This is a genomic window from Pseudomonas sp. JC1203, assembly GCF_056175065.1.
In genome coordinates this window covers 221,989-248,889 of the sequence record NZ_JBWCAM010000005.1, presented here as the reverse complement: position 1 = coordinate 248,889, position 26,901 = coordinate 221,989, and the positions used below count along the sequence as shown (strand labels likewise).

General features: G+C 63.3%; 21 protein-coding genes and 1 pseudogene. 10 read left to right on the top strand and 12 right to left on the bottom strand.

Annotated features, from left to right (window positions below; all coding sequences use genetic code 11):
- Positions 1 to 6 precede the first annotated feature (6 nt).
- The 4 genes from AC0SZ7_RS10345 (at position 7) to AC0SZ7_RS10330 (ending at position 4,284) form a co-directional block, all read left to right on the top strand.
- Entirely contained in the window at positions 7 to 720 is a 714-nt protein-coding gene (locus AC0SZ7_RS10345) for an SDR family NAD(P)-dependent oxidoreductase (protein WP_475504308.1), read from the top strand.
- A gap of 87 nt (positions 721 to 807) precedes the next feature.
- Complete coding sequence (locus AC0SZ7_RS10340) at positions 808 to 2,160, top strand: MFS transporter (protein WP_475504307.1); 1,353 nt, start codon at positions 808 to 810, stop codon at positions 2,158 to 2,160.
- Between the two features lie 8 nt (positions 2,161 to 2,168).
- A complete protein-coding gene (locus AC0SZ7_RS10335) occupies positions 2,169 to 2,558 on the top strand; it encodes a Rid family hydrolase (RefSeq protein ID WP_475504306.1) in 390 nt (129 codons plus the stop codon).
- A gap of 82 nt (positions 2,559 to 2,640) precedes the next feature.
- On the top strand, positions 2,641 to 4,284 hold the full coding sequence (locus AC0SZ7_RS10330; protein WP_475504305.1) for an acetolactate synthase large subunit: 1,644 nt from the start codon (positions 2,641 to 2,643) through the stop codon (positions 4,282 to 4,284).
- Positions 4,285 to 4,375: 91 nt separating this feature from the next.
- Here the strand turns inward: AC0SZ7_RS10330 and AC0SZ7_RS10325 are convergent, their stop codons facing one another.
- Positions 4,376 to 5,245, bottom strand: coding sequence for a helix-turn-helix domain-containing protein (locus tag AC0SZ7_RS10325; RefSeq protein ID WP_475504304.1), 870 nt, complete (start codon positions 5,243 to 5,245; stop codon positions 4,376 to 4,378).
- A 127-nt stretch (positions 5,246 to 5,372) separates the two neighbouring features.
- On the opposite strand from AC0SZ7_RS10325, the gene AC0SZ7_RS10320 reads away from it, so the two are divergent.
- Entirely contained in the window at positions 5,373 to 6,209 is an 837-nt protein-coding gene (locus AC0SZ7_RS10320) for an SDR family NAD(P)-dependent oxidoreductase (protein ID WP_475504303.1), read from the top strand.
- 4 nt (positions 6,210 to 6,213) lie between these two features.
- Here AC0SZ7_RS10320 and AC0SZ7_RS10315 read toward each other — a convergent pair whose 3' ends face one another.
- The 4 genes from AC0SZ7_RS10315 to AC0SZ7_RS10300 all read right to left on the bottom strand — a co-directional run bounded on the left by AC0SZ7_RS10315 (position 6,214) and on the right by AC0SZ7_RS10300 (position 10,565).
- Positions 6,214 to 7,002, bottom strand: coding sequence for an aspartate/glutamate racemase family protein (locus tag AC0SZ7_RS10315; RefSeq protein ID WP_475504302.1), 789 nt, complete (start codon positions 7,000 to 7,002; stop codon positions 6,214 to 6,216).
- 63 nt (positions 7,003 to 7,065) lie between these two features.
- Positions 7,066 to 8,418 (bottom strand): MFS transporter, encoded by a 1,353-nt coding sequence (locus AC0SZ7_RS10310; RefSeq protein WP_475504301.1) that lies wholly within the window; start codon positions 8,416 to 8,418, stop codon positions 7,066 to 7,068.
- 448 nt (positions 8,419 to 8,866) lie between these two features.
- Positions 8,867 to 10,081: an aldose 1-epimerase family protein gene (locus AC0SZ7_RS10305; protein ID WP_475504300.1), complete on the bottom strand. Its 1,215-nt coding sequence runs from the start codon at positions 10,079 to 10,081 to the stop codon at positions 8,867 to 8,869.
- A 79-nt stretch (positions 10,082 to 10,160) separates the two neighbouring features.
- Positions 10,161 to 10,565, bottom strand: a complete 405-nt coding sequence (locus AC0SZ7_RS10300; RefSeq protein WP_475504299.1) for an Lrp/AsnC family transcriptional regulator — start codon at positions 10,563 to 10,565, stop codon at positions 10,161 to 10,163.
- Here AC0SZ7_RS10300 and AC0SZ7_RS10295 point away from each other — a divergent pair.
- Positions 10,558 to 10,842, top strand: a pseudogene (locus AC0SZ7_RS10295) (LysE family transporter); the annotation flags it as partial. The gene AC0SZ7_RS10300 and the pseudogene AC0SZ7_RS10295 sit on opposite strands and share 8 nt — an antisense overlap.
- A gap of 15 nt (positions 10,843 to 10,857) precedes the next feature.
- On the opposite strand, the gene AC0SZ7_RS10290 reads toward AC0SZ7_RS10295, so the two are convergent.
- Complete coding sequence (locus AC0SZ7_RS10290) at positions 10,858 to 11,622, bottom strand: hypothetical protein (protein ID WP_475504298.1); 765 nt, start codon at positions 11,620 to 11,622, stop codon at positions 10,858 to 10,860.
- A 386-nt stretch (positions 11,623 to 12,008) separates the two neighbouring features.
- On the opposite strand from AC0SZ7_RS10290, the gene AC0SZ7_RS10285 reads away from it, so the two are divergent.
- Positions 12,009 to 13,235, top strand: a complete 1,227-nt coding sequence (locus tag AC0SZ7_RS10285) for an MFS transporter (protein WP_475504297.1) — start codon at positions 12,009 to 12,011, stop codon at positions 13,233 to 13,235.
- Positions 13,236 to 13,563: 328 nt separating this feature from the next.
- Here the strand turns inward: AC0SZ7_RS10285 and AC0SZ7_RS10280 are convergent, their stop codons facing one another.
- A complete protein-coding gene (locus AC0SZ7_RS10280) occupies positions 13,564 to 15,519 on the bottom strand; it encodes a hypothetical protein (RefSeq protein ID WP_475504296.1) in 1,956 nt (651 codons plus the stop codon).
- Positions 15,520 to 15,712: 193 nt separating this feature from the next.
- Between AC0SZ7_RS10280 and AC0SZ7_RS10275 the strand changes: the two genes are divergently transcribed.
- The gene (locus AC0SZ7_RS10275) at positions 15,713 to 16,477 is read left to right on the top strand and encodes an alpha/beta fold hydrolase (protein WP_475504295.1); all 765 of its coding nucleotides are present in this window, start codon (positions 15,713 to 15,715) and stop codon (positions 16,475 to 16,477) included.
- A gap of 57 nt (positions 16,478 to 16,534) precedes the next feature.
- Here AC0SZ7_RS10275 and AC0SZ7_RS10270 read toward each other — a convergent pair whose 3' ends face one another.
- The 3 genes from AC0SZ7_RS10270 to ftrA form a co-directional block, all read right to left on the bottom strand.
- Positions 16,535 to 17,752: an FAD-dependent monooxygenase gene (locus AC0SZ7_RS10270; protein ID WP_475504294.1), complete on the bottom strand. Its 1,218-nt coding sequence runs from the start codon at positions 17,750 to 17,752 to the stop codon at positions 16,535 to 16,537.
- Positions 17,752 to 18,255, bottom strand: coding sequence for a MarR family winged helix-turn-helix transcriptional regulator (locus tag AC0SZ7_RS10265; RefSeq protein WP_475504293.1), 504 nt, complete (start codon positions 18,253 to 18,255; stop codon positions 17,752 to 17,754). The genes AC0SZ7_RS10270 and AC0SZ7_RS10265 overlap by 1 nt, the downstream gene beginning before the upstream one ends.
- A 167-nt stretch (positions 18,256 to 18,422) precedes the next feature.
- Entirely contained in the window at positions 18,423 to 19,382 is a 960-nt protein-coding gene (gene ftrA / locus AC0SZ7_RS10260) for a transcriptional regulator FtrA (RefSeq protein WP_475504292.1), read from the bottom strand.
- Between the two features lie 95 nt (positions 19,383 to 19,477).
- Between ftrA and AC0SZ7_RS10255 the strand changes: the two genes are divergently transcribed.
- Positions 19,478 to 19,912 carry a rhodanese-like domain-containing protein gene (locus tag AC0SZ7_RS10255; RefSeq protein ID WP_475504291.1) on the top strand — a complete coding sequence of 145 codons (435 nt, stop codon included), beginning with the start codon at positions 19,478 to 19,480 and terminating at the stop codon, positions 19,910 to 19,912.
- A 96-nt stretch (positions 19,913 to 20,008) separates the two neighbouring features.
- A complete protein-coding gene (locus AC0SZ7_RS10250; protein WP_475504290.1) occupies positions 20,009 to 20,629 on the top strand; it encodes a transglycosylase SLT domain-containing protein in 621 nt (206 codons plus the stop codon).
- Positions 20,630 to 20,654: 25 nt separating this feature from the next.
- Here AC0SZ7_RS10250 and AC0SZ7_RS10245 read toward each other — a convergent pair whose 3' ends face one another.
- Together AC0SZ7_RS10245 and AC0SZ7_RS10240 are read right to left on the bottom strand one after the other, a co-directional pair.
- A complete protein-coding gene (locus AC0SZ7_RS10245; protein ID WP_475504375.1) occupies positions 20,655 to 20,927 on the bottom strand; it encodes an excalibur calcium-binding domain-containing protein in 273 nt (90 codons plus the stop codon).
- Between the two features lie 72 nt (positions 20,928 to 20,999).
- Positions 21,000 to 26,837, bottom strand: a complete 5,838-nt coding sequence (locus AC0SZ7_RS10240) for a DUF3320 domain-containing protein (protein ID WP_475504289.1) — start codon at positions 26,835 to 26,837, stop codon at positions 21,000 to 21,002.
- Positions 26,838 to 26,901: the final 64 nt, after the last annotated feature.

The window sequence follows — 26,901 nt, the reverse complement described above, 5'->3', positions numbered from 1 at the left end:
CTCATCATGACTACTGCACCTACCGCCAGCGTCATCATCACCGGCACGTCTTCCGGCATGGGCCAGGCTGTCGCCCAACGTTTCCAGGCCGAAGGCTGGCACGTGGTGGCCGTCGACGTCGCACCCAGCACCCAGGCGCCCAGCGCCCTGTTCTCCCCCGTGGTGGGTGACATCACCCGCGAAGCAGAGCTGACCAGTGCCATCGACGCCGCCCTTGATGGCAAGGCACCCTTGAAAGCCGTCATCAACGCGGCCGGGATCTTCCCGACCTCGTCGCTGGAAAGCTACAGCGACGCGCTGTACCGCAAGATCTTCGACATCAACGTGCTGGGCTCGCTGAACATCGCCCGCATCGGCACCCGGCACTTGAAGGCCGCCGGTGGCGGCGCCATCGTGTTCTTCGCTTCGGTGGATGCCTTCACGGTGTCCAAGAACCAACTGCTGTACAGCGCCTCGAAAGCCGCCGTGGTGTCCATGACCCGCTCGCTGGCGATTGAACTGGCCGACCACAACATCGTGGTCAACGCCCTGGCGCCGGGCTGGGTTGACACCGAAGGCACCCGTGCCGGTGGCCGCATCGAAGCGGCCATTGCGTCGATCCCACTCAAGCGCGCCGCCCGCGTTGACGAAATCGCCGACTGGGTGTGGCAGCTCAGCGCCAAGCCGTCCTACGTCACGGGCGAATCGCTGTGCATCGCCGGCGGTGTGTTCATGCGCTAACCCGATCGCAGGCCCCACGCGCCAAGACGTGGGCCTGCCCTTCCTCCTGACTGCTGCCTCATTACAATTATTCCAGAGGGCAAGATCATGGGCGAACTCTACGTTTCCTCAACCTCGCACGACATGTCCACCCCGCGCGCCAAGGCATCGACCTCGCGCAAACCAATGACCAAGGCCGTGGTCGGCGTGACCCTGGGCAACATGGTCGAATGGTTTGACTTTGCGTTGTACTCATCACTGGCCGGCATCATCGGCAAGACTTTCTTCCACAACGACAACCCCACCACGCAACTGCTGGCGATTTACGCAACCTTCGCCGCCGGTTTCCTCATCCGCCCCCTGGGCAGCCTGGTGTTCGGCCCCATCGGCGACAAGTACGGGCGACGCATGGCGCTGTCGCTGAGCATCTCGCTGATGGCGGTGGCCACGTTCGCCATTGCGCTGATACCCAGCTACGCCAGCATCGGCGCGTTCGCCCCGATATTGCTGATCCTGATGCGCCTGCTGCAAGGCCTGTCAACGGGCGGCGAGTACGGCGGTTCGTGCACCTTCATCGCCGAGCACGCGCCGGACAAGCGCCGCAGTTTCCTCACCAGCTGGCTGGAGTTCGGCAATATCTCCGGTTTCCTGCTGGGTGGCGCGGTGGTCAGCCTGTTCACCCTGACGCTGGGCGAAGCCACCATGGCTGACTGGGGCTGGCGCGTGCCTTTTGCCGTCGGCGGCCTGTTGGGCATGATCGCCCTGTACTTGCGCCTCGGCCTGGAAGAAACCCCGGTTTTCCAGCAAATGCAGGAAAACGAAGCCGCGCAGAAAGCCAGCGCCGGTGCCAAGGCCAGCCTCTTCACCTTGCTGTTGAATGAGTGGCCGCAACTGCTCAAGTGCATGGGCCTGGTGACGGTGTTCAACGTGACCTACTACATCATCCTGGGGTACATCCCCGGCTACCTGGAGAACGTGCTGGGCTACAGCAACAGCTTCAGCCTGAGCGTGGGCATGACCGCCACGCTGTTCATGCTGGTGCTGATCCCGGTATCCGGCCTGCTGGCGGACCGCATCGGCCGCAAGACCATGATCATCGCCGGCTGCGCCCTGCTGATCGTGCTGACCATTCCCTGCTTCATGCTGCTGCACAGCAAGTCGCTGCCGCTGTTGCTGGCTGCCTTGCTGACCTTGACCCTGGCGCAACTGTTCTTCGAAGGCGCCATGCCGGCCACGCTGACGTCGCTGTTCGGCTCACGGGTACGCTTCAGCGCCCTGGCCATCAGCTACAACATCGCCGTGTCGCTGTTTGGCGGCACCGCCCCACTGATCAATACCTGGCTGATCAACGCCACGGGCAACCAGATGATACCGGCCTGGTACCTGATCGCCGGCGCCGTGGTCGGCCTGATTTCCGTCCTGTTCGTCAAGGACTCCACCGGCAAACCTCTCCCACAATGAGACCCATGATGACTACTCCAACCTCGCGTCAAAACATTTCCTCGGGCGGCCAGTACGAATCGGTGTTCGGCTACTCACGTGCCGTGCGCGTCGGCAACCACCTGCACATCTCCGGCACCTGCGCCTCGCCGGACCACGAACACAGCAATGCCGGCGAACAGGCCAAGGCCATCCTGGCCACCGTGCGCAACGTGCTGGCCGAGGCTGGCATGAGCGTGGAAGACGTGGTGCGCACCGTGGTCTACCTGCGTGACATCAACGATGCCGCCCAGGTGGCCAAGGCCCACAGCGAAGTGTTCGACGGCATCCGCCCGGCCAGCAGCCTGATTCAGGTCGACTCCATGCTGCGCCCCTGGCAGAAGGTCGAAATCGAGACCTACGCCATCGTCGCCGACTGACCACTGCATTGCACCAGCGGCCGCGACCCCTGTCGCGGCTTTTTTTTGCCCCGTCCCTTCCCTTGAGAACGATTGAGCCGCCATGATCAAAGCTTCTGAACTCGTTGTGCAGTGCCTGGAAAACGAAGGCGTGGAGTATGTGTTCGGTATCCCCGGCGAGGAAAACCTCGACTTGCTGGACTCCCTGTCACGCTCCTCCATCCAGCTGATATTGACCCGCCACGAGCAACCCGCCGGTTTCATGGCGGCCACCTATGGGCGCCTCACCGGCAAGACCGGCGTGTGCCTGTCGACGCTGGGGCCAGGCGCCACCAACCTGGTCACAGCCGGGGCCTATGCCTACCTGGGGGGCATGCCGATGCTGATGATCACCGGGCAAAAGCCGATCAAGAAGTCCAAGCAGGGCCGGTTCCAGATACTCGACGTCTGCGGGATGATGGCGCCACTGACCAAGTACACGCACCAACTGGCCTCGGCCGACAACATCCCTTCGCGCATTCGCGAGGCCATCCGCTTGGCCGAGGACGAAAAACCTGGCTCGGTGCACCTGGAACTGCCCGAGGATATCGCCGCCGAATTCACCGACAGTACGCCCATTGCGCCAAGCCTGTGCCGCCGCCCCATTGCCGAAGAGAAAGCCGTGCGCGCGGCCGTGGCCAAGCTTGAGGCCGCACGCAGCCCGGTGCTGGTGATAGGCGCGGGCGCCAACCGCAAGATGACTGCACGCATGTTGCGTCAGCTGATCGAAAAAACCGGCATCCCCTTCATCACCACGCAAATGGGCAAAGGCGTGGTCGACGAGCGTCACCCGCGCTTCCTGGGCAACACCGCACTGTCAGCCGGTGACTTCGTGCACCGGGCGCTGGAGTCGGCGGACCTGATCGTCAACATTGGCCATGACGTGATGGAGAAGCCGCCCTTCTTCATGGTGCGTGGCGGCACCGAGGTGGTTCACATCAGCTTCCGCTCGGCCGAGGTGGACCCGGTGTACTTTCCGCAAGTAGAGGTGGTGGGTGACATCGCCAACGCCATCTGGCAGATCAAGGACAGCATCACCGTGCAGTCGACCTGGGACTTCGAGCGTCTGCTGCACATCCGCGAAGCCAACGAGGCGCACGTGGCTGAAGGCGCCGATGACCCGCGCTTCCCGGTCTACCCGCAGCGCCTGGTGGCCGACCTGCGCAGCGTGCTGCCATCCGACGGCATCGTGGCGCTGGACAATGGCGTGTACAAGATCTGGTTTGCCCGCAACTACAAGGCCTACATGCCCAACACCGTGCTGCTGGACAACGCCCTGGCCACCATGGGCGCCGGCCTGCCCTCGGCCATGGCCGCGCGCCTGGTACACCCCCATACTCCCATCGTGGCCGTGTGCGGGGATGGCGGCTTCATGATGAACAGCCAGGAAATCGAGACTGCCGTGCGGCTCAAGATGAACCTGGTGGTGGTCATTCTGCGTGACGATGGCTATGGCATGATCCGGTGGAAGCAGCAGCAGATGGGTTTCAACGACTATGGCCTGGACTACGGCAACCCGGACTTCGTGCGCTATGCCCAAAGCTACGGCGCACACGGGCACCGAGTGGCAAGCGCCGAGGCGTTCGCACCCTTGGTGCGCGAATGCCTGGGCACTCCAGGGGTGCACGTGATTGACTGCCTGGTGGATTATTCGGACAACGACCGCATTCTGCACCATGACATCAAGGTACTGAGCCGGGAGGTATAGCGCACTCCCGCCTGACGCGGCCTGGCGGCCGCTGCTACAGGGCCTATCGCAAAAACCCCGTAGCAGCTGCCGCAGGCTGCGTCAGCGGCACTCAATGCCGCTGCAGGCGGAATGCCTTGGGCGACACCCCGGCATGGCGCTTGAAGAAGCGGGTGAAGTACGCCGGGTCTTCAAAACCCAGGTCATCCGCCACCTGGCCGATGGTCAAGGGCGTGTAGATCAGCAACCGCCTGGCTTCCAGCATGATTCGCGCATGCAACACCTGCAGCGCGCTGCATCCGGTCAGCCGCTGGCACAGCAGGTTGAGGTAGGTGCCGGTAATCCCCAGTTCGCTCGCCACGGTCTCGATGCCCGGGTGCTGCCGGAAGCACTGTTCCACACGCCGCTGGAACCGCGCGAGGTAATGCTGCCCCTTGCGATTGGGCACCTGTTGCCCAGCGCCGTCAAACACCCGGCGCATCACCTGCACGAACAGGGCTTGCAGCAAGCCCCGCAGCGCGCAGTCCTTACCGTCGTCGTCAGTGACGTATTCATTGTGCAGCAACCCGAACAAGGCCTCCAGGGCGCCTGCTTGCGGCGTCCCTGCCAAGGGGTAGGCCCCACCCGGCACCTGGCGTCCACCTTGTGGGTCGAGCTGCTCCAGCACCGACTGCACCACCGCCAACGAATAGCCGTCCGCCCCGGCCTGCAGCTGGAAACCATGGATGGCCATGGCCGGTATGAACATCACGCAGGGGCCTTCGACGTGATAGTCCGCGCCCTCCAGGTGCAGGTTCAGCGAACCGCTGCGCAGGTACACAATGTGCACCAGGTCGCCGTGCCGGTGGTTAGCTATGTGCCAGCCATGCAAGCTGCTGCGCTCGCAGATGAGCTCGCAGTGCAGCACGGCATGACCGGCCCACGGTGTGGTCTCGCCGTACAGCTTGAACGTTGGAATAGCCCGCAGCAACGCTTGCGTCATGGTTGATCCGCCCCTCTTCCGTGAAGTTAGAAATTGTCCTGTTCCGTGCCGTCTTCGTCCCTTACCTGCGCCCGGCCCCGGCACAACAATGGCACCGCTAGCCTCTTCCGCCATCAGGAGCTCGACGATGACTACCCCTTCAGCAGCCTCTCCCATCAACAATGACTGGCTCGGCCTCGCCGGCAAGGTCTGCGTCGTCAACGGCGCCGCCAGCGGCATCGGCGCGGCGATCGCCACGGCGCTGGCCGAAGCCGGCGCCCATGTCGCCCTGCTGGACCGCAATGTGCAGGGCTGCGAAACACTGCAGGCAAAGCTGGCGCACTTTCCGGGCCTGCGCCTTAGCCTGGGCTGCGATATTGCCGACGAAAGCCAGGTCAGGACGGCCGCCGAAGCGGTGGCAAACGAGCTGGGCGCTTGCGGGGCGTTGGTCAACGCAGCCGGCATCCTGCGCTCGGTGAACCTGGCCGACATCGAACTGGCCGACTGGAATGCCCTGCTGGCGGTCAACCTCAACGGTTACCTGTTGTGCGCCCGCGAGTTCGGCCGTCAGATGCGCGCCCAGCACCATGGCAGCATCGTGCATATCAGCTCGATTGCGGCCCACCACCCCCAGCCTTACAGCGGTGCGTACACCCCCAGCAAGGCTGCGGTGTCGGCACTGTCCCAGCAATTGGCCGTTGAGTGGGGCCCACACGGTGTGCGCAGCAATTGCGTGGCGCCGGGGATGATTCGCACGGCCCTGACGGCGGCCTACTACGAGTACCCCGGCATCACCGAGGCCCGCGAAGGCTTTACCGCCACGCGCCGCATCGGCACCCCCGAGGACATCGCCAATGCCGTGCTGTTCCTGCTCAGCGACCGCGCCTCGTACATCAGCGGCAGCGAGGTGGCGGTCAATGGCGGCCTGGATTGCATGCTGATGGGCAAGATCCCTCGGCCCGGCTTCGCCGCCACCACCGCGTAAATCGCTACAGCAAACCCAGGGCCTTGCGGCCCTGGGCAATGGACTCAGGCGCAATGCCGGCGAACAGGTTCGCCTGGCTTTTCACCAGCCCGGTACACCGGGCAACCCCCACCATTGCCTCCAGGTATTTGAGGCCCACGGTGGAGGAGTCCACCACGGGCACCCGCGTGCCCTGCACATGGCTGTAGCCTGCGCGACGCAGCAGTGGCCCGTAATAGGCGCACCCCACCAGAATCACATCCGCACCCTCGCTGATGCACGCGTGTGCCGCTGCCTCGAAGCGGGGAATGAACTGCTGCGCAGGCGCATGGACGGCTTCGAGCAATAACTGCGCGTCGGAATAGGGCGTGATGGACCGTGCCGGCCTAGCGATGCAGCGCTCTTGCAGGCCGTAGGCGATGATGTCGCGCTCGATGGCCACGGCGGTCTTGTCCGAGACCGTGACCACCGCAAACCGTTGGCCCATGGCCAGGGCAGCCAGCATCGACTGCTCGCCCACCGAGGCTACTGGAATGTCGAGCATCTCGCGCGCTTCCCACAAGGGGTCGTTCCAGCACCCCAGGTAAACGCCGTCATACCCATCGGCCTGGGCTTGCAGCGCCGCTTCCACCATCAACACCGAGTTCAGGTGCTCGGCATACTGCGAGCGAGTGAAACCACCGCTGGTGGCCAGGAAGCGGAAGTCCAGTTGCACGTCCGCGGCAACCACAGCGCCCACACGCTCATGAATGGTCGCCCACAGGGGCTCCAGGGCCGGGTTTCGGGCCGTGGGGTGAATCCAGCACAGTTTCATCGGGCATTTCCTTTTGGCCAATAAAAACCGGCGGGCCAGCCGCCGGTCAGGGGGCGAGCCGGCTCAGGGCATGGGTTTGCCAGTGCGATCCTCCACCAGCAGTATCGCGATCAGCCCCACCACCGCGGCCGCCATCAAGTAGTAGGCCGGAATCATGGTGTCGCCGATGCGCCCGATCAGCCAGGTGTTGATCAACGGCGCAGTACCACCGAACAGCGACACCGACAGGTTGTAACTCAGCGCCAGCGCACTGAAGCGCACGGGGGCCTTGAACAGCGAGACCAGGGTGGCCCCCATGGCGCCTTCGAACAGCAGTTGCGCCAACAGCAGGCTCAGTACCGCGCCGTACACCAGCACCACGTTATGGGTTTGCAGCAACTTGAAAGCGGGGATGGCAAACACGATCAACAGCATGCAGCCCAAGGCCACCAGGCGCTTGCGCCCAACACGGTCCGCCAGCAGCCCCGAGAACGGCACCAGCACCAACATGCACAACGTACCCACCATGCCGAGCACGCTGCCAAAGCTGCTGGAGTAGGCCAGTTCATTGGTCAGATAGCCCGGGATGTAGCCCAGCACCACGTAGTAGCAGACGTTGTAAATGGCCACCAAGCCGACGCTCTTGAGCAGTTGTGGCCACTCCTCCACCAGCATCGACGCCAGGCTGCGCTTGTTGGCAGCGAGCGTGCGCTCGTTTTCCTGCATTTCCTTGAAGATCGGAGTTTCTTCAAGGTTGAGCCGCAGGTAGAGCGCGATCACCCCCAACAGCCCGCCGATCACGAAGGGAATACGCCAGCCCCAGGCACGCATGGTGTCCTCGCCCAGCGCCAGCATCAGCGCACTGACTACCGCGCCCCCCAGCAAAAAACCTGAGAGGATGCCCACCTCCAACCAACTGGTGAGGAAACTGCGGCTTTTATCCGGTGCATGCTCGGCAATGAAAATCACCGAGCCACCGTACTCCCCTCCCGTCGACAGCCCCTGCAGCATGCGCATGGCTACCAACAGGATCGGCGCCAGGATGCCGATGCTTTCGTAAGAGGGGATCAGCGCAATGCAGAAGGTGGCAACGGCCATCAGGGCGATGCTCAGGGTCAATGCCGTGCGCCGACCGAAACGGTCGCCAATGGGCCCAAACACCAGGCTGCCCAATGGCCGCATCAGGAAGCCGGCGGCGAACGTCGCATAGATGGCGATCAGTTGCGTGGTACGGCTTTCACTGTGGAAGAAGATGTCGCCAATCAGCACGGCCATTGACGAGTAGAGAGCGAAGTCGAACCACTCCACCATGTTACCGAGGGTCACGCCCAGCACGGCCTTGTTCAAGGGTTTGCTCCTGGCCTGCTGACCCTGCCGCCGGGCCAGGCCGGCGCCACTGTCCTGAGCGCCGGGTACTGCTGTATTGATACCGTTCATGGTGCACGCCTCTGAAATTATTGTAGTTCGTGGCAGTGTGAGAATCGGGTGCAAGCAAGCGATGCATCCCTGCGGCCGGAACAGCAGGATCGAGTCGTGGCTACGATCTTCTGCAAAGACGTTTCGGGCCGATAAAGCGCGCGGCATCGGTAAGCCGATTGCCCATTGTTGCGCTCTTTTTACGGTGAGATGAACGGTGTGTTTCCAGTGCCATACATAGGCGCGGCCTATAGCTGGCCGGAAGGTCAACTGGAGTGTTCTGGAGCGGTAAGCAGCCTTGAGCTGCTGCGCTTGCGGGGAGGAGTGATGAGGCTAATGGTGAGCGGCATCCCACAGGGTGCGGTTTCAAGCGGCATTGGCGGAATTCAATAAGTTGACCGAGCATGCATAGGTTTGAGCATGAGGATGGCGCGGTTCCCCGCGCCACGCTACCTATACCCAACCGGCGCTACCCCTTGCTCAAATCCACCAACGGCGTCTGCCGCACCTCGGTTTCGCGCCCACCCTGAATATCACTGACCTGCTTCAAGGCCTTGTCCACTGCCACTTTATCGGCCAACAAGCTGTAGCTGATGTGGAACTGCTTGTGTTCTTTCGGCCCAATGGTGGGTACCAGGTTCAGGGGCCGCTGGTAACGGCGGTTGTAGGAAAAACTGGTGCCCGGTTCCAGCCCCGTGACATAGCCCTGGCCCTGGGTATCGGTGTTTTTCCACAGGGAAAACACCGGCAGCGTCCGGGTGTTGAAACCGACCGCCACACCCAGGCTGCCAGCCTTGTTATGCAACACGGTCAACGTATCGCCCTTGGCATCGGCATAGGGCACCACGTTGTAAACCGTTTCGTCATAATCCTTGGTGGGGGCGCGGTAGGTTTGCCAATCGGGCAGGTCGCCCTTGGCCTTGTCGTTGAACGGCGACACCTGTTTCACCGGCGCGGCGAAACGGGCGCCCTGCTCCAGGAACGGGGTGCTGAAGTTACTGTGGTACAGCGCCTGGTACTCCTTCGCATAGTCGCCGTTGTTGGTCAGGGTATCGTTGAGGGCGAACACCACGCTGCCCGGCTCGGTGACCAGTTCGGTGGCCACCGAGAAGTCGACCTTCTTGAACGCCTGTTCCTTGAGTTCGCCACGCAGGGTGATGGCGTACGGCGGTTGCTCATCGATGTGCAGGGTGACTTTGCTTGCAGGAATATTGGCGGCGCGGCCGTGCAGGGTCAACAGCTCGCCGTTGTCGACGCCGGGGTGGCCCACCCATTCGTAGCCGCAGCGGGCGACCAGCTCATTGAAGCCTTCCAGCCAGCCCAGGCCGTCGCGGCCGTTGAGTTCGATGAAGGACGGGTTGACCACTTCCTTGACCGGCGAATCCCAGCCCATGCGCACATCGCCCACCGCGGCCTGCAACACGTTCATTCCGCGAGTCGGCACTACCGAGAGTTTCATCGTACCGTTATCGATGTCGACGATGCTGACACCCTCCTGCCGCCCGCCATGCAAGGTGCGCAGGGTGACGCTGAAGGGTTTGGCGGCTTTTACCCCCAGTTGCTGGCTGGTGACGTGCCAGTTCTGAGCGGCTTTGTCGGTGTCCAGCAGTACGTAATCCCAGGCCATGGCGTGGGGGGCAGCGGCCAGGGCGCTGAGGGCGGCAAAGAGTTTAAGCGGGGTCATGACGGGAGCCTTTCTTGGAGTTGTCCCTTTTTATAGCCTCGCAGAAACGTTTCAGCAAGCTTGGCCCCGCCAAAACCATTCAAGGCAACGGCAGTGGCCTGTCCGTAATAACGTGCTTCATCACCAAGGTCGAAGTCAGCCGCTGCACGTTCGGCAACCGGGACAACTCTTCGTCATACAAGCGCTGAAACGCCGGCAAGTCTTGCGTCACCACCATCAGCAGGTAATCGGGGTCACCAAACAAACGCTGGGCCTGCACGATGGCGGCCAGGCGCGGCAGTGCAGCCTCGAAATCCGCTACTGCCTGCTGGTGCCCTTCGCGCAAGGTGACGAACACCAACGATGAAAAGTTGAGGCCCAGCGCGGGCCCGGACAGGTGCGCCCGGTACCCCTGAATCACCCCCGCCTCTTCCAGCGCCCGCACGCGGCGGTGGCAGGGCGACAGGCTCAACCCCACCCGCTCGGCCAGCTCGGTGCTGTGCATCAGCGGCCTGAACCCCAAGGTGCTGTTGCTGTTCCTGGCCCTGCTGCCGCAGTTCACCAACCCCCTGGCCGCCTGGCCGGTGCCGGCGCAGATCGTGGCGCTGGGGCTGCTGCATGCGCTCAGCTGTGGGGTGGTGTACCTTGCGGTCGGCTTCAGCGCCCGCGCCGTGCTCGCCTCGCGGCCAGGGGTTGCCATGATGGTCAGCCGGGTGTCGGGCGCGGCCATGGTTGTGATTGCGGTGTTGCTCGCGGCTGAGCGGCTGCTGGCCTTTTCGTGACAACCAAGGGGCGTATCACCCCCTGTCCAACACCCGCGCCAGCACAAACGTCGCCACCACCGCCAACACTACCCCAGCGCCAATGGCCGGCAGCCCGCCCCACGGCACCATCGCCATTTCCAACGCAAGGTAGAACCCCAGCACCCCGACGCCGCCAATGGCGTTGCCACGGATGATCTTGCCCATTTCCTGGCGGCCGCCCTGCACGTGCGCGAACACCGCCAACGGCCAGGCGATTACCGGGATCGGTGCGAGCATGCCGCTGGCCACCGGGCCCAGCCAGGTGGCGCTGGCGGTAATGGCCAGCAACAGCAAGGTCGCCGTCAGCATGCGCATGGGGATCACCCAGCGTGGCACCTGCACCAGGCGTGCAGCGGCCGGCTGTGACGGGTTTGAGGTGACGACGATGATCGAGGCCAGCAGTATCAGCGTAACGATAACCGACACCGGCAGGCTGCCCACATGGCTCATCAGCGTGGCCATGACGCCGTAGGTGGCCAGGGCCGCCACGCAGGCCGTCGGCACGCGAACACGTTGCGCAACCAGCACGTAGGCGAGGTAGGTGGCCTGCACCGCGGCCAGCCCGGCCAATGCACCCGGAATGGCCTGCAGGGCGAAGCCATTGCCTTGTTCCAGGGTGAGGAACAACATGATCAACGCGGAGGTGACCGGCAACCCCGAGAGCAGGCCGGCGAGGCGCGTGCCCCAGCGGTTGCCGGCCAGGGAGATGGCCAGCATCAGGGTGGGGGTGACGAGCAGTTTCAGGTAGAAGGCAGTCATTGGCAGGCAGGGCAGATTCTTGGTTTTGGAGGGGGCGCCTGCCAAAAGGTGGGAGCTGGCTTTCCAGCGAGCTTTGAAGGCCCGAAAAGCTCGCTGGCAAGCCAGCTCCCACTTGTTTTGTGCAGCGCTACCGTATTGTTCATAAAACGCCAAAACACGGCGTATTGTTCATACAGCGCCTAAGCTCGGCGTGGCCATGCTAATGGAACCGCGCGGGGTGCCGACAGGTTTTTATTGCCGGCCAGGGCGTTTTATCAACGGCACTGATGTTTACTATCGAACGGGCCGCCTGTCGGGTTGCCCGGCCCGCCCCCTATAATCGCCGTCACTTTCCCCCCGCTCCTCCCGCCTGCACAGGCGGCATTCTCCCCTTGGAACCCAGTACCATGCCAAGCGCAAGCCAGGCCCCCAGCGGCCTCCCCGAACATAACCAGCAAAGCGTCGCCCAGCAGTGGCTGGCGATTCTTTCCGTCGCCGTGGGCGCCTTCGCCCTGGTGACCAGCGAATTCCTGCCGGTGGGCGTGCTCAACGACGTCGCCAGTGACCTGGGCATCAGCGCCGGCCACGCCGGCCTGATGGTGACCCTGCCCGGCATCATGGCCGCCCTCGCCGCCCCGTTGCTGTCGATCGGCATTGGTGCCATGGACCGCCGCTACCTGCTGATCGGCCTGACGCTGATCATGATCATCGCCAACGCGGTGGTGGCCTACGCCAGCGACTTCAACCTGCTGCTGTTCGGCCGCGTGCTGCTGGGCGTGAGTATCGGCGGCTTCTGGGCCACGGCCATTGCCCTCAGCGGGCGCCTGGCGCCCAAGGGCGTCGGCGTGGCGCAGGCGACGTCGATCATCATGGTGGGCGTAACCCTGGCCACCGTGCTGGGCGTGCCGGTGGGCACCTGGCTGAGTGGCCTGATGGGCTGGCGCATGACGTTCCTGGTGACCGCGCTGGTGGGCGTGCCGGTACTGTTGGCGCAGGTGTTCCTGCTGCCGCGGCTTAACCCCGACAAGGCCATCCGCGTCAGTGACCTGCCGGCGCTGTTCATCAACCCGCAAGCCCGGGTGGGCCTGATCGCCGTGTTGCTGATTGGCCTGGCACACTTTGCCGCGTACACCTACGTCGCGCCGTTCTTCAAGCAAAGCTCGGGCTTCGATGGCCCGACCATTGGCTCGCTTCTGCTGCTTTACGGCGTGGCCGGGGTGTTGGGCAATATCTTTGCCGGCTTCGCTGCCAACCGCAGCGTGCGCCACACCTTGTTGCTGGTGGCGCTGATGATCGGCGTCAGCACCGCGCTGTTCCCGCACTTCGCCACCGGCATGACCGGCGCTGCCATGCTGATTGCGCTGTGGGGCTTCGCCTTCGGCGCCTTCCCGGCGTGCGCCAGCATCTGGATGTTCGTGGTGGCGCCCAAGGATGTCGAGCGCGGCATGCCGCTGTTCGTGGCGATGTTCCAGGTGATCATTGCCGTGGGCTCGTTCTTCGGCGGGCAGATCGTCGACCAGATGGGCACTTCAGTGCTGCTCAGCCTGGCCACCGCCCTGGTGGGCGCAGGCTTTGCCACGGTGCTGGTGCTGGGGCGCAACGTCAGCAATAGCCTGGCGGCGCAGCCCGGCTGACGTGTGGCAGCAACTGTCTTGAAACCGCGTTGCAAACGACGCGATCGGAGGGCTCCGCACGCCCACGTAGCAGCTGCCGAAGGCTGCGTCCGGCGGCGGTCCTGCGTTGCTCCAGGACGCGGCCTTCGGCGGATGGCCGCCCCGCCGCTGCTACAGGTGCGATGTGCGCAGGAATTCGCGTAGCCGCTGCCGCCAGGCTGCGCTGGCCCCTGAGTTCACTGAAGGTCTCCAGCGAGGCTGAAGGCCAGCGCAGCCTGAGGCAGCGGCTACAGAGACGGATGCCGTAATCTCCGTCAAGACAGGTGCCGCTACGGGGAGTGCCGGGCCATCAATAGCCGTGAAACTCGCGAAACTTCTGTTCCTTGTGGTACTCCACCCACTCCACCACGTCGAAGGGGATGTACAGCTGCTGCCGGGCGCGTGAAATGGCGATGTACACCGCGCAGATGCGCTCGTCAAAGGCGTAGGCATCCTTGAACTTCACCGTGGTCAGCAGCTCGGGCGTCAGCAGCACACGGTTGAACTCCATGCCGCCCGCCTCCTGCGCCATCATCAGCAGGCAACCCTTGCCCGCTTGGCCCTGCAGGCGGTTCAGGCGGGTGATGTCGGCCAGGTTGAAGCCCTTTTGCAGCGCCGCTTCCACCCACAGGAATGACTCATCGTACTGGTTGGCCTCGCGCACCTGCCGCCAGTCCAGCAGCTCGCTGAAGTCTTCGTGGGCGCCCTTGTCGGTGTGGTCGAGGCTGTAGTAACCGGGCTTGAAGCGGGCGATGGCGGTGGTCATGAACAGGTGCAGGTCTTCTTGCGCTTTCTTGTCCGGCAGGCCAAAGCCACAGCGGGCCTCGTCCAGCTGCATCGCCCACTTCATGGTGTCCCAGCGCGACGCGGTCAGCACCGCACAACCTTCGGGCGGCACGAAGCCTTGCGGGTAGTGCTCCACGCCCACGTCGGCGTTGCGGGCACCCTCGAAATACACCTTGCTCTTGGCCGAGTGCCGGGAAATGAGCGGGTTCACCAGCCGCTCGACGTTGCGCCCCGAACGTACCGAATAACTGAGGTCACTGCGGCGCACTTCGCGGGTGCGCCGCACGGTCGCGCCCTTCACCTGCTGGTATTCGTCGCCAAGGGTGATGAGCACCTGCTTGCCGCGCTCGATGATTTGCAGCAGCGACGCCGGAATGTCCTGGCTTTCGTCGATCAGCACGTGGGTAAAGCGCGCCGGCACCAGGCAGTCCGCCAGGCTGGCGCGCTTGATCATCAACAGCGTGGCGAAGTCCCCCTGCCCCGCCCACGCAGGCGTGGTGTCGAGGTAGCCCCACAGGCGGCTGGAGTATTCGAGCAGCACGTTGGTGTCGACACTGCTCAGCGCCAACTGGAAATGCGGCAGGTGCGCGGCGCCCAGGCTGTAGTCCCGGGAGCTGCAATAGCGCTCCAGCACCTTGAGGCAAAGGTTGAGGGTGGCCTGGGCGTCGTAGCCACGAAACCCGAGGATGTTCAGCTCCACCGCCAGTGCCTGTTTGGTCGGCAACCGGGCGGGCTTGGCCGGCGCAGCAAACCGTGAGCGCTTCAACAGCGCATAGGCGAAGCCCTCGAACGTGGCGCCGGCTTTCCGGTCGCGCTCGCCGCCCATGTGCTGGCGCAGCACTTCGAGTTTGCTTTTGGTGCGCGCCAGCACCAGAGTGGCCTCGGGGCGCAGAAATTCCAGCAAGGCGCCCAGCAGGTGGCTCTTGCCGACGCCGGCGTAACCCTGCACATGCAGGTCTTCATCAAGGTTGGCGCGGAAGGTGCGCACCAGCTTGTCCTGGGCGTCGCTGAGCCAGCGTTCGCGGTGCCGCGGGGTGACCACGTGCTCGCGGTAAGGGTTGTTGGCCTTGTGATGGCGCACGCAGAAGCCGGCGTCCCATTCGCCGCCTGGCAACAGGTACGCCTGCGCCGCTACCTCGTCGGCCTCCAGAAAGCGCAGTGGCAGGTGCTTGATGGCATCAAGGCCGAAATACAGCTTGCCCTGGTCGAACAGCCGCTGCGCCTCGGCCAACAGCCCTGCCGGCGCCTTTGCAACGGCTGCCCAGCCGATCAGCCGGGCCAGCACCTTCTCTGCCGCCACGGGGTTGAGGTCCTTTTCCGCGGCCTGGGCCAGGTTCTGGATGACCAGCACCGCGGCCAGCTCCGGGTTGCTGAGGGACGCAAGCCCGGCCGCACCGTCGTCGGACAGCAGGCGTGCGCAGGTCTCCTCGGTGACGGGCAGGAACAGGGGGCTGGACAGGTCAAGATGTTCGGGGTGCATACACGCTCATTGCTGACAGGACGGCTTACCGCGCCAGTATGCCACTTCCCTCCGTGGCAGCTGCGGAACCGGGGAGGAAATTATCTCGACAGCGCGTTTCAACGGCACCCGCGTGTATGACGGCTATGGTGTAGGGATGAATTGATTGCTTGCGGTCACGGGCGGTCAGGGAATGACCAGGGGCACCTTACGCATGACAACGCAAACACTCACCGTCAACGGCTTGCAATTGAACGTTTCCATACGCGGCCAAGGCGCACCGCTGCTGTTGCTCAATGGCCTGGGCGGCTTGATGCCGACCTTCGACCCCCTGCGCGACGCGCTGCCGGACCACACCACCATCACCCTCGACGTGCCAGGGGTCGGCCAGTCGCAGGCGCCGCGCTGGCCGTTGCGCCTGCCCGGCCATGCCGACGTGATAGCCGAGATGCTCCGGCAGCTGGGTTTTGAACAGGTCGATGTGTTCGGCGTGAGCTGGGGCGGCGCGTTGGCCCAGGAATTCGCCCTGCGCTACCCCGGCAAGGTGCGCCGGCTGATTCTGGCGGCCACTTCGGCCGGGCCGGCGATGTTGGTGAAGCCGGCCGACATCCTCGGCTTTCTTGGCGTGAACAACGGCGGCGCACAGGGGCGTTCACGCAATTCACTGCAAACCCTGATGCGCGTCGGCGTGGCGAAAGGCATGCTCACCGCCAACCCGCGCGCCTATTACTACCAGCTAGCCGCCTTGACGGGCTGGACCAGCCTGCTGCGCTTGCACCGCCTGCGCCAGCGCACGCTGATACTGGCTGGCGACAGCGACACCCTGGTGCGGCCTTACAACGCAACGGTCCTGCGACGCGCCATTGGCGATGCGCAGGTGCATATGCTGCGGGGTGAGGGGCATTTTTTCGTGGCCACCAGCGCGGGGGAAACGGCTGAGGCCATGCGCAGGTTTCTGTACCAGGAGGGTGAGGCGTAACCCCAATGACTTCGCTTGCGCAATCGTCCGCCACCGCCCGGAATGCCCATTGGCGGCTTAGCCAAGACCATCACCCGGCGCGCCTGGGAACGGGTAGTTCGGCAACTCGATGGCGTCTGCCTTCGGCGAAAGAACTTTGCCGAAGAGGCGTTTGAAGCCCGGCAAGGTCGCCAGCCGCAGCACCGCGTGCCCTGCTGCAATGCCGAGGCGCGAATGCGGCGATGCCAGCCGGGGGGCGAATGCGGGCACGCTTTGCGCTTGCGCAACGTAGGGCCGCATCAATGCTTCGTACGCCGCAAATGCCTGGGCGTGGCGGGCGTGGCGCCCCAGTTCGCCGGCCAGCACGTAGGCACCGCTCAGGCCCAGGCTGGTGCCCATGCCACTGATGGGCGATGCACAGTAGGCGGCGTCACCCACCAGCGCTATACGCCCCTTGCTCCAGCGCGGCATTTGCACCTGGCCCACGCTTTCCAAGTAGAGGTCGGGCGTATCCGCCAACGCGGCAAGCACGCGGGGCGTCTCCCAGCCGGCGCCGGCGAACAGTTGTTCGAGCAGGGCCTTCTGTTCGCCCGGCGCAAGCTTCTCGTAGCCACTGGGCGCCTGCTGGAACGACAGGAAGGCGCGCGTGGTGCCCAGGTTGTCCGGGCGCAGGCACACGCAGCGGCCGCCTGGGATGTTGTACCAACGCATTACCTGGCCATCGCTGGGCTGCCACGGCACGGTGAAATAGGCGGTGTAGAGATTCAACGGCCGGCGCTGCACTTCGTCGCCAAACACCTGGTTGCGGGTTGTCGAACCAATGCCTTCGGCCACCAGCACCAGATCGTAGGCCTGCTCGGCCCCCTGGGCGAAACGCACATGCACCTTTTCGCCGTCATCCAACAGGCGTTCAATGCTGTCGCCAAAGCGGTAGGCGACGCGCGCCTGGCTGTGCTGGATCAACAGCTTGGCCAGCTCGCCGCGCAGAATCTCCAACTCGGCAATGGGCCCCTTGCCGTCGAAGGCATCCACGCCGATGAACGCTTTGGTGTGGTTGGCCTGGTCAACGAAGGCGATGCCCTGCTCTGCAGTGGTGTTCGCGCGGATCAGCGCCTCCAGCCCCATGCACTGCACCACCGTGCGCCCTGCGCCGCGCACGTCGATGGTTTGCCCGCCATCGCGGAACGCAGGCGCCCTCTCCACCACCGTCACGTCCATGCCTTGCCGCGCCAGCCAGTACGCCAGCGCCGGCCCGGCGATGCTTGCCCCGGTGACGAGTATTTTCTGCGTTTTCATCATGCGTCCTGGTGTTCAGGGGTGGCAGGCGCCTGGCCTGGCAGCGTGCTGCGGTAGACGCCGATCACCTGGCCAAGGAAGGCCTCGATCACCGTGCGGTCGCGGCCATCGAGCCCGCCCAGCAAGGTACTCAAGCCGGTGAGCATGGGCGAGATGTGCCGATACGCTTGCGCCACCGACGCGTGTACCGGGCACACCAGCACCCGACGCTTGTCGTCGAGCTGCCGCTGGCGCACCACGTGCCCGGCGCGCACCAGCCGGTCGATGACCTGGGTGATGCCGGCGGTGGTCACTGACAGGCGCGCGGCAAGCTCGGTGGGCGCCAGGGCGCCGTCGGTGATCATGTGCTCCAGGGCTGCCATGTCTGTCTGGTTGATGCCCAGCGTGGCGGCCAAGTGGCTGGCGGCTGCACGGGTGAGGATGGCGATCTCCTGCAGTTGCTGGCCCAGGGGGTCATGGGCGATTTGCAGGGTGCGGGGATCTTCGTTCGGGGGATGCTGCATGCGTGGGGCTGTCCGGATTCGGCGAGGGCTACGTTGCAGCAAGCTACCATATAACTAACTTGCTTAGCTAGTTGTTGCTGCCGTCGCAGCGCAACCCCTGTAGCAGTGGCCGCCAGGCCGCGTCATGGGCAGCGCAAGAAGCAATCACGACGCATGACACCAACGCATCAACCACCGCCAAATTGCCCGCGGTACGTCATGGGCGCCAACCCCACGGCCTTGCGAAACGCCGCACGAAAACTCTCTGCCGAGGCGAAACCACAACGCCCGGCGATTTGTTCGTTGCTCAGGGCACTGCTTTCCAGCAAGTCGCGCGCAAGGTTCATGCGCACTTGCAGCAGCCAGGCCTTCGGCGCCACGCCAGTGACTTGCTTGAAGCGGCGCAGAAAGGTGCGCTCGCTCATCAGCGCCTTGTCCGCCAGGTCCTTCACCGCCAACGACCGATCCAGATGCCGGCGCGCCCACTCCAGCACCGCTGCCAGTTCGTCGCGGGGCTTGAGGGCGACGGGCGCGGGTATGAACTGCATCTGCCCGCCCGGGCGCTGCGGCGCCATCACCAGGCGCCTGGCAACGGTGTTGGCGACATGGGTGCCATAGTCCCGGCCCACCAGGTGCAGGCAAGCGTCGATACCTGCGGCGCTGCCGGCGGAGGTGATCAATTGGCCGCTGTCGACGTACAGCACCTCCGGGTCCACCTCCACCTCGGGGTAGCGCGTGGCGAGTTCATCCGTGTACCGCCAGTGGGTGGTCGCACGCTTGCCGTCCAGCAGCCCAGCGGCGGCCAGCACGAACACACCAGAGCAGATCGACAGCAGCCGGGCGCCACGTTGATAGGCGCTGCACAAGGCGTCCAGCAATGCCTGCGGAGGGCGTTCGTGCCGATCACGCCAGCCCGGGATAATAATGGTGCGGGCATCCACGAGGGACGCCAGGCCGAAATCGGCCACCACCTGCATGCCGCCAGACGCGCGCATGGGGCCGGGGTCCACACCGACGATGCGATGCTGGTACCAGGGAAATTCGAACTCGGGCCGCGGCAGACCGAAGATCTCCACCGCAATGCCGAATTCGAAGGTGCACAGCCCGTCGTAGGCCAGCACGGCGACTAAACCAGGGGAATCTAACATTGGCGGAAAACTACCGTTCACTGTCGAATACGCCACTGTAGCGGCACCGGGCGGCTTCCTACAATGGGCCCACTTTCACACCAGGAGCGTTGCCCATGACCAGCTTGATCACGCAAATTCCCGCCGCCAGCCCTGCGCAGGCGCTGCTGCACTTCAGCCGGCGCATGGCCTTCGAGACCGATTGCTCCGATGTGCACCAAAGCCAGCAGCTTCGCAACCCGGGCTATGTGCTGGTCGATGTCAGGGGCAACAAAGTATTCGCCCAGGCCCACGTGCCCGGGGCGATCAATATCCCCACCCGCACCATCACTGCTGCCCGCATGGCGGAGTACCCGCCTGACACCCTCTTCGTCGTATATTGCGCCGGCCCCCACTGCAATGGCGTTCACCGGGCGGCCATTCGCCTGGCGGGCCTGGGCTACCCGGTAAAGGAAATGCTGGGGGGCGTTACCGGCTGGCTCGACGAAGGGCTGGCGTTGCACGGCACCAACGTTTCGGCCGCCGCCGATGGCGTTGCCTGCGCATGTTGAGCCGGTGCGGCGGGCACGTGCGGCGATGACATATCGCCACCCACCGAGCCCAGTGCGTAGAATTGCGGCTTTTTACGCGTATTGAACGGATGCCCAATGAGCACTGGCAAAGCCGCAGGACTTTTATTTCTCACCTCATGCCTGGCCGCGTGCAGCGTCTCGCCGCCGCGCACACCGGACGACATCTGCGGCATCTTCCGTGAAAAGGACAGCTGGTACGACGCCGCCAAGACCACCCAGCAGCGCTGGGGCGTGCCTATCCAGGTGCCGTTCGCCATCATGTACCAGGAGTCGGGGTTCCGGCAGGACGCCAGGGCGCCGCGCAAATACCTGTTGTGGATTATCCCCTGGGGCCGCGTGAGCACCGCCGCCGGCTACGCCCAGGCCAAGGACGAAGGCTGGAACGACTACCGCAAAAGCACCGGCCACAGCGGCGCCAGCCGCAAGGACTTCGACGACGCCATCGACTTCGTGGGCTGGTACATGGACAAGACCTACACCATCAATGGCGTGGCCAAGTACGACGCGTACGACCAGTACCTGAATTACCACGAGGGCTGGGGCGGCTACCGCCAGCGCACCTATGCCAGCAAGGCCTGGCTGCCGGCGGTAGCGGGCAAGGTGCAGGCCCGTTCGCAGATGTATGCGCAGCAGTATGCGGGGTGCAAGAATGATCTGGAGCGGGGGTTCTGGAGCCGGTTGTGGCGTTGGTTGTGATGGGGTGACGCGATGTGGCGGCAGCTCACTGACACCACTGGGATTCGCACGGGATACCGTCGTTATCACCGTCCATTTTGGTGCCTGGACAGTGGGTGAGGAAGAACTTTGATTCCGCGCAAGAGCTCATCTGCGAGCAGTAGGTGCGCCCATCGCAACTGAAAAGCGTCTGGGGCTGAACATGGCTACTCGCTGGGTACGAGACCGGTTGAGTCGCATTGCCAGACGCTGACGATGCAGGGGCTAACCACCCTTGAATATGCGGCGTGGCCTTCCAGGCCACGATAACCAGAATCAACGACCAGACGAATTTATGCACTGTCTCATCCTTTAACGTGCTTGTTGGCAAACCATCATCGCAAGCGAATATCTACGCTCCCAGAATGCGGCCAAGGCGCTCGCGCGCGGGTGCCGTCAACCTTTTAACCCCCATCAACCGCGCTACCTCCAGCGCAGGGTCCCCACCATCAATAAGCGCCGCGGCGATACGAAGCTCTTCAGCCGCGATCTCCTCTATCGAGCGGCTGTCTGCGTCTGAAGCGGGCACGCGGCAAGTCGACCAGGTGGCGATATCCGACTGCGAACACCAGATGAATGCTTCTTCCGCTCCCGTGACCTGCACATGATGGTGCTGCTCCGCGAGATCAAGGACACGGTCGCGGATAAGCCGCCCAGACCGTTGGAAACCATGGGCGCGAGCAACACGTTGCACCAGCACTGCATCGAGCATCGGCGCTTCCTGACGCAGTACCTCCGCAATGATCTGCTTCAAGACGGTGACATACGCCGGTTGATGAAACTGATCGGCCTCGATCAGCGCGACAAGCGAGGAAAGGTCCGCAACCCGATACTCGCCGCGTTGTGGCGTCATTGCACCGCCCGCGTTGGCTGCGCGAGCAATGCGAAGCTCGGAGGCCGCGAGGGGCTGGGCGGCAGGCTCATTCACCGCCTGCTCCGAAAGCGCCTCGTCCGTTTCACAGGCGACGGGGAAATCTATCAATACCTCGAGCGGTAGCTGATCAGCGGCCGCAACAACCCCAGGCGTCACGCGCGATGCATCCAACAGTTGGTTCAGCGAGGTATGCAGGCGTTGCAACGCCCCTTCCTTATCGACCCACCAGTCAGTGGACCACAGACGGACCAGGCTCCAGCCCAACCCGCGCAGGATGGCCGCCCGCACCTTGTCCCGGTCCCTGGCGGTTGCGGCGCTGTGGTAGGTGGCGCCATCGCACTCAATGCCTGCCAGATAATCTCCGGGACGGTCCGGGTGAACGATGCCCAGGTCAATTCGGAACCGGGACACACCAATCTGAGGGACAACCTGCCAGCCCAAACGCCTCAAACCTTGTGCCACCGCCTCCTCGAAAGGTGAGTCGTAACTACCAACCGAACCCTGCACGGCCTCGGCAAGCGCCTTGGGCCCGCGCTGGGCAAACTCGATGAAATGCTTGAGGTCCCGAACTGCGCGGGCGTTGGTGCGGTTGAGGTCGATCATGGATGGATCAAACGAGGAGAACACCAGCATCTCGCGGCGCGAGCGGGTGATTGCCACATTCAAACGCCGCCATCCACCGTCTTTGTTGAGCGGGCCAAAATTCATCGACATGGTCAGCGCACCTGCCTCCGTGGGACCATAGCCGATGCCGAGCATGATCACGTCACGCTCGTCACCTTGAACGGTCTCCAGGTTTTTGACCACCACCGGTTCCGTCCGGGTTTCCTGGAAGAACGGTTCGATTTGCGGGTATTGCGCCCGGGCGGCATCAAGCAAATCGTTGATCAGCCTTTGCTGGTCCGAGTTGAGCGTGATGATGCCGATCGTATGCCCAGCTGCGACGAACGCTGGGTCGGTCAACCGTTTTACCGTCTCTTTCACGATCGCTTCTGCTTCGGCCTGGTTATACCGGCCTTTACCCTTGGCGTAGGTGCCATCCACTCGACGCCACTCCACCGCGCTCGCGCGTGTTTCCGCTGCCGGGAAGGTGATGAGGTTGCTGTCGTAGTAGCGATGGTTGGAAAACGCAATCAGGCTTTCGTGGCGGCTGCGGTAGTGCCAACTGAGGCTGTGGCTCGGCACCCCTGCCCCCAGGCACTCGTCAAGGATGCTTTCCATGTCCTCTGCAGTATCGTCATCCGCAGCGTTCGCGCCACGGTTGAAAAAGTTGGTAGGCGGCATTTGCCGGGGGTCACCAGCAATGATGACCTGTTTGCCGCGAGCAATGGAGCCGATGGCGTCCCACGGCGCTATTTGCGAAGCCTCATCGAAGATGACGAGGTCAAACGGCGGCAGGTCTGCCGGCAGGAATTGCGCGATCGACAGCGGGCTCATCAGCATGCAAGGCGCCAGCCGGTTCAGCGCATCGCCCATCTCGATCGCCAACTGCCGAACAGGCTTGTGGCGACGGGATTTCTGTAATTCATGCTTGAGCGTCCCGAAGCCGCTGCTTTTTGCCACGTCATTCTTGGAGGGGATCTGCCCACACAATTTAGCGCGGATGTAGCGCACGGTGAGCTTGCCCAGTTCGTCATCAAGCTGACTGAACGTGGCAATGTCACTCATGTGCTCGGCAGCAACGAAGGTGCGCAACAGGGGCTCACTGTCGATACCCTGTGTTGCAAACCAATGGGCATAGGCTGTCTGGAAGGCGTCAATCGCAGCAGAAGGTGCCAAGCTGCCCTGCTCCAGTGCACTGGCGATGGAGCCCAGCCCTGCTTCGTTGGCCTGCTCTTTAACACGACACCAGTCACACCAGGCCTTCAGTTGACCTTCCTGGCTCGCGACCTTGATGGACGTATCCCGAAGGTGGCTGATGGTCGAAACAGCTTCGGTTTTTGCCACTGCCAAAGCACTGAACTGACCCGATACCTCTTCGTACCGGCTATGCGCACGCTGCAACGCGGCAGTAGCAATGCCGATCTGGGTATCCGGCCCCAAGAGTTCGTTGGCGTCCACGACCACCCGTTGGATGGCCCCACGCAACGAGATCAGCGCGTCTGGTGATTCGGCCAGCGTGCTGATGCTGCTTCGCAACTGCTCCGCCAACGTCGCGGCCTGAGCCAACCGGCCGCTGTCGCTCTTGACGCCCTGCCAGCCGGGGAGGGACTGCAGGTCAGCACCGAGGCCGTCCAGCTCGGCCAAAAGCGCCCGCTGCTGCTTGAACAACCCAAGGTCCTGGAGAGTATCCGGGAACTCGGTTGTACCGCCGAGCGCCGCCAGGCGCTTGGCAACTTTCTTTTTAGCGAGCGAAGCAAAGAACCAGAACTTGCCCGATGCCTCTTGCCAGGCTGCCTCAACCTCCTCAATCGGGACACGACGGCAAGCCTCCTCGGCGTAGCCGACCGACAGGGCTTGCTCCAACGCTTTGTATTGATCAATCAGCCCACAAGCACGACGTGCAGCACCAATACGTGCCTGAGCATCCGGCGCGAATGCGAACGCCAGATTTACTCCGTGGCATTTGACCAGCAGCGAAGCCAGCGCCGCTATGTGCTGGAAATGAACGGCCTCAGTGCGTGCCACCGATACATTGGTGAGCGCCAGCAATCGATCGCAGGCCTCGTTGAGAGCATCCAGAGCCACAGGCACATCACGCGCGCACGCTGCTATCTGTGACTGCCAGGCGTTGGACCACTGTGTTTGCGCCAGGCCCGCAAAAGCTGGGGCCAAGTCCCTGGCTGCGCCGCCATTCAGGCCGAGGCGACGCGCGAGGTCTTGCAACGTTTCATAGTGCGCCGCGTCATGCTCAGTCCCCTCCGGCCATTGCAGTCTTGGCGTGGTAGTGTCGTGGTCGCGCACCACCCGGCCAATGGCCTGGTGTAGAGAAAGGCCGTTGGCATGCCGCCGGTGCAACACTTCGACCACCTGATTCAGGCGAGAACGAAGCGTCTGTAAGCGCCCGGCTTCACGCGCCCACTCTTCAGCGGTCAATGTATCGCGAACGTCCCAGGCACGATCGAGCTGCTTGAGCACTTCAACCTTCGAGGCCTTGCTCGAATGAAGCTCAAGACAGAACTCTCCCAAGCCCTTTTCCGCCAAACGTCGATACACCACTTCCAACGCCGCGCGCTTTTCTGCCACGAACAGAACTCGGCGCCCCACCGCCAGATTTTGCGCAATCATGTTGGCGATAGTCTGCGACTTGCCTGTACCGGGAGGGCCATCGAGAACAAAACTATGGTTGCCTGCCGATGCAACAACCGCCGCCAGCTGCGATGAGTCCGCAGGCAGCGGCGTGAACAACTGCGCGGGCGTCACAGTACTATCCAGCTGCTCGGGGCGGGGAAACTCATCGCTTCCCCCCAAGCCCCCGCCACCCGCAACACGCTCCAGCAAGTGTTTGACCATGGGGCTTTGCATCAGCTGGGCGGAGTGTGCGGCGAGGTCTTTCCACATCAGGTATTTGGCAAACGAAAAGGTCCCCAACACTACGTCGGCAACCACCTCGAAACCCGGTACATCACGCACGGCGCGGCGCACCATGTTCCAGATAGCAGCAACGTCGATCCCGCTTTCATCAGCGGGTAACTCACCGTCAAGCCCTGGAATCACCAATTCAAAGTCGTGCCTCAGGAGTTCGAGCAGCGTCAGGTTGAAACGTGGTTCTTCGTCGAGCATGCTCAGCGTCACGCCCGACAGCGCACTTTTGCGCTCCAGCTTTACCGGTAACAGCACCAGCGGCGCAGAATAAGTCTTGGGATCATCTGCACTTTTCTTCCATTTCAAGAAGCCGATGGCAAGAAACAATGTGTTGGCACCACCCTCTTCGAGGTCGGTACGCGCCTTTCGATAGAGTTCGACCAAGGTGGCATCCAGTTTGGTCTTTTCCAGGCTCGCGAGCACCTCGCCACGGTCCAGGGCTTGGCGGGCTACCTCCTCCAGCAGGCTCTCCCGGTTTTGCTGTTCATACAAAGCGGCATCACGACCACCGACACCCAGATCCGGCACCGGCACCACTCTGATACGCTTGCCACCGGCCAACAGATCTTCAAGCGTTGCCGGGTCGGCACACACCAGCCGAATCCCCTTCGCACTGTCCGGAAGGTGCAAGAGGCGGTTACGCGTAGTGAGGTCGAGCAACTTGCGTTGCCACAGAACGAGCTTGCCTGCAGTGCCGACGGGTTGCACATCGACCTCGACGTCGAAGCCCGGCAGTGCTGGGGCGTCTTCCAATGTTTCGGTTTGCCGAGGCGCCTGCCCTGGGGCAACCGAAGTATCCTGCACCGGCACACTGGCAGCCAAAGGGCGAATCTTTTGCATGCGCGCGCGGTGGATATCGATCGCCATGATGAATTGTTCATCATCAAGCTGGCCTTGGGCCGTCGAAACCGCATGGCTGAAGCCCGCAAACGGCGACTGCGTCGCCAGGGTGGTTTCGAATGCGACGAGCTCCTTTAGATCGATGCGTTTACGGACCGCCGAAGCCTCATCCGTCAACAGCTGCGAGAATTCCTGGGGCTGAAGCCAGACGCCAGTGAAGGCATGCCCCTTGGTCATGATCAGCAGCGGGTTCAGCCCCGCTTGCTCCAGTGCTGCAGCAAACAGCAACGCGCTGTCCAGGCACGTGGCTACGCCGTTCTCCAAAATCTGGCTGGGCGAACGAATCTTCTGTCCTTGCTGCTCGAAGCTGGCTGGTGGAAGCGCATAGCTGAGCCTGAAGCTGCACACACCTGACCAGATTGCTGAAGCCAGCTCCCAGACCCGGGTGCGTGATTTGCCTTCATAACCATCGATGCCGTCTTTCTTGCCAGCCCTTCGCAACACCTCGGAAGCAGCCTTCAGCACACGGTCCACGGCCGGGTCGTTAGGCAGGCAGAATGCAGGCAGCAGCTCCGGCATGGCGCTCAGGCCACCCCACTCCGCCCGCGCCAGCAACTCCGTCGGCATACGCACTTCAGTGATCAATTCATCACCTTGGCATAACCGAAGGACGACTTCGGCGCCCAGACTCTCGCTCAACCCTGCCAGGTAACCGGCATTGAGTTTGATATCGCGGTCGCTGACCGTCAGGCGATCACCGGGATTAATGCGGTCAATATGCCAGGTGCGGGGTTCGACAAACTCGGGATCGGTCGTGAGGCTGAGTACAAGACCTTGTCGAGGGGCATCGCCCCCACTGCTCATATTCAGCTCGCGCAACAGAGGTACTGCGTTTTGGTGCGAGGCAAAGCCAATTTTACGGGCGATCACCGCCTCGATTTTGATGCTCATCAACGTCTCCTTGAGCTGAACGCCTGCATTCCTGGCAAAAGGAGGCGGCTCGATAACGCTGCCG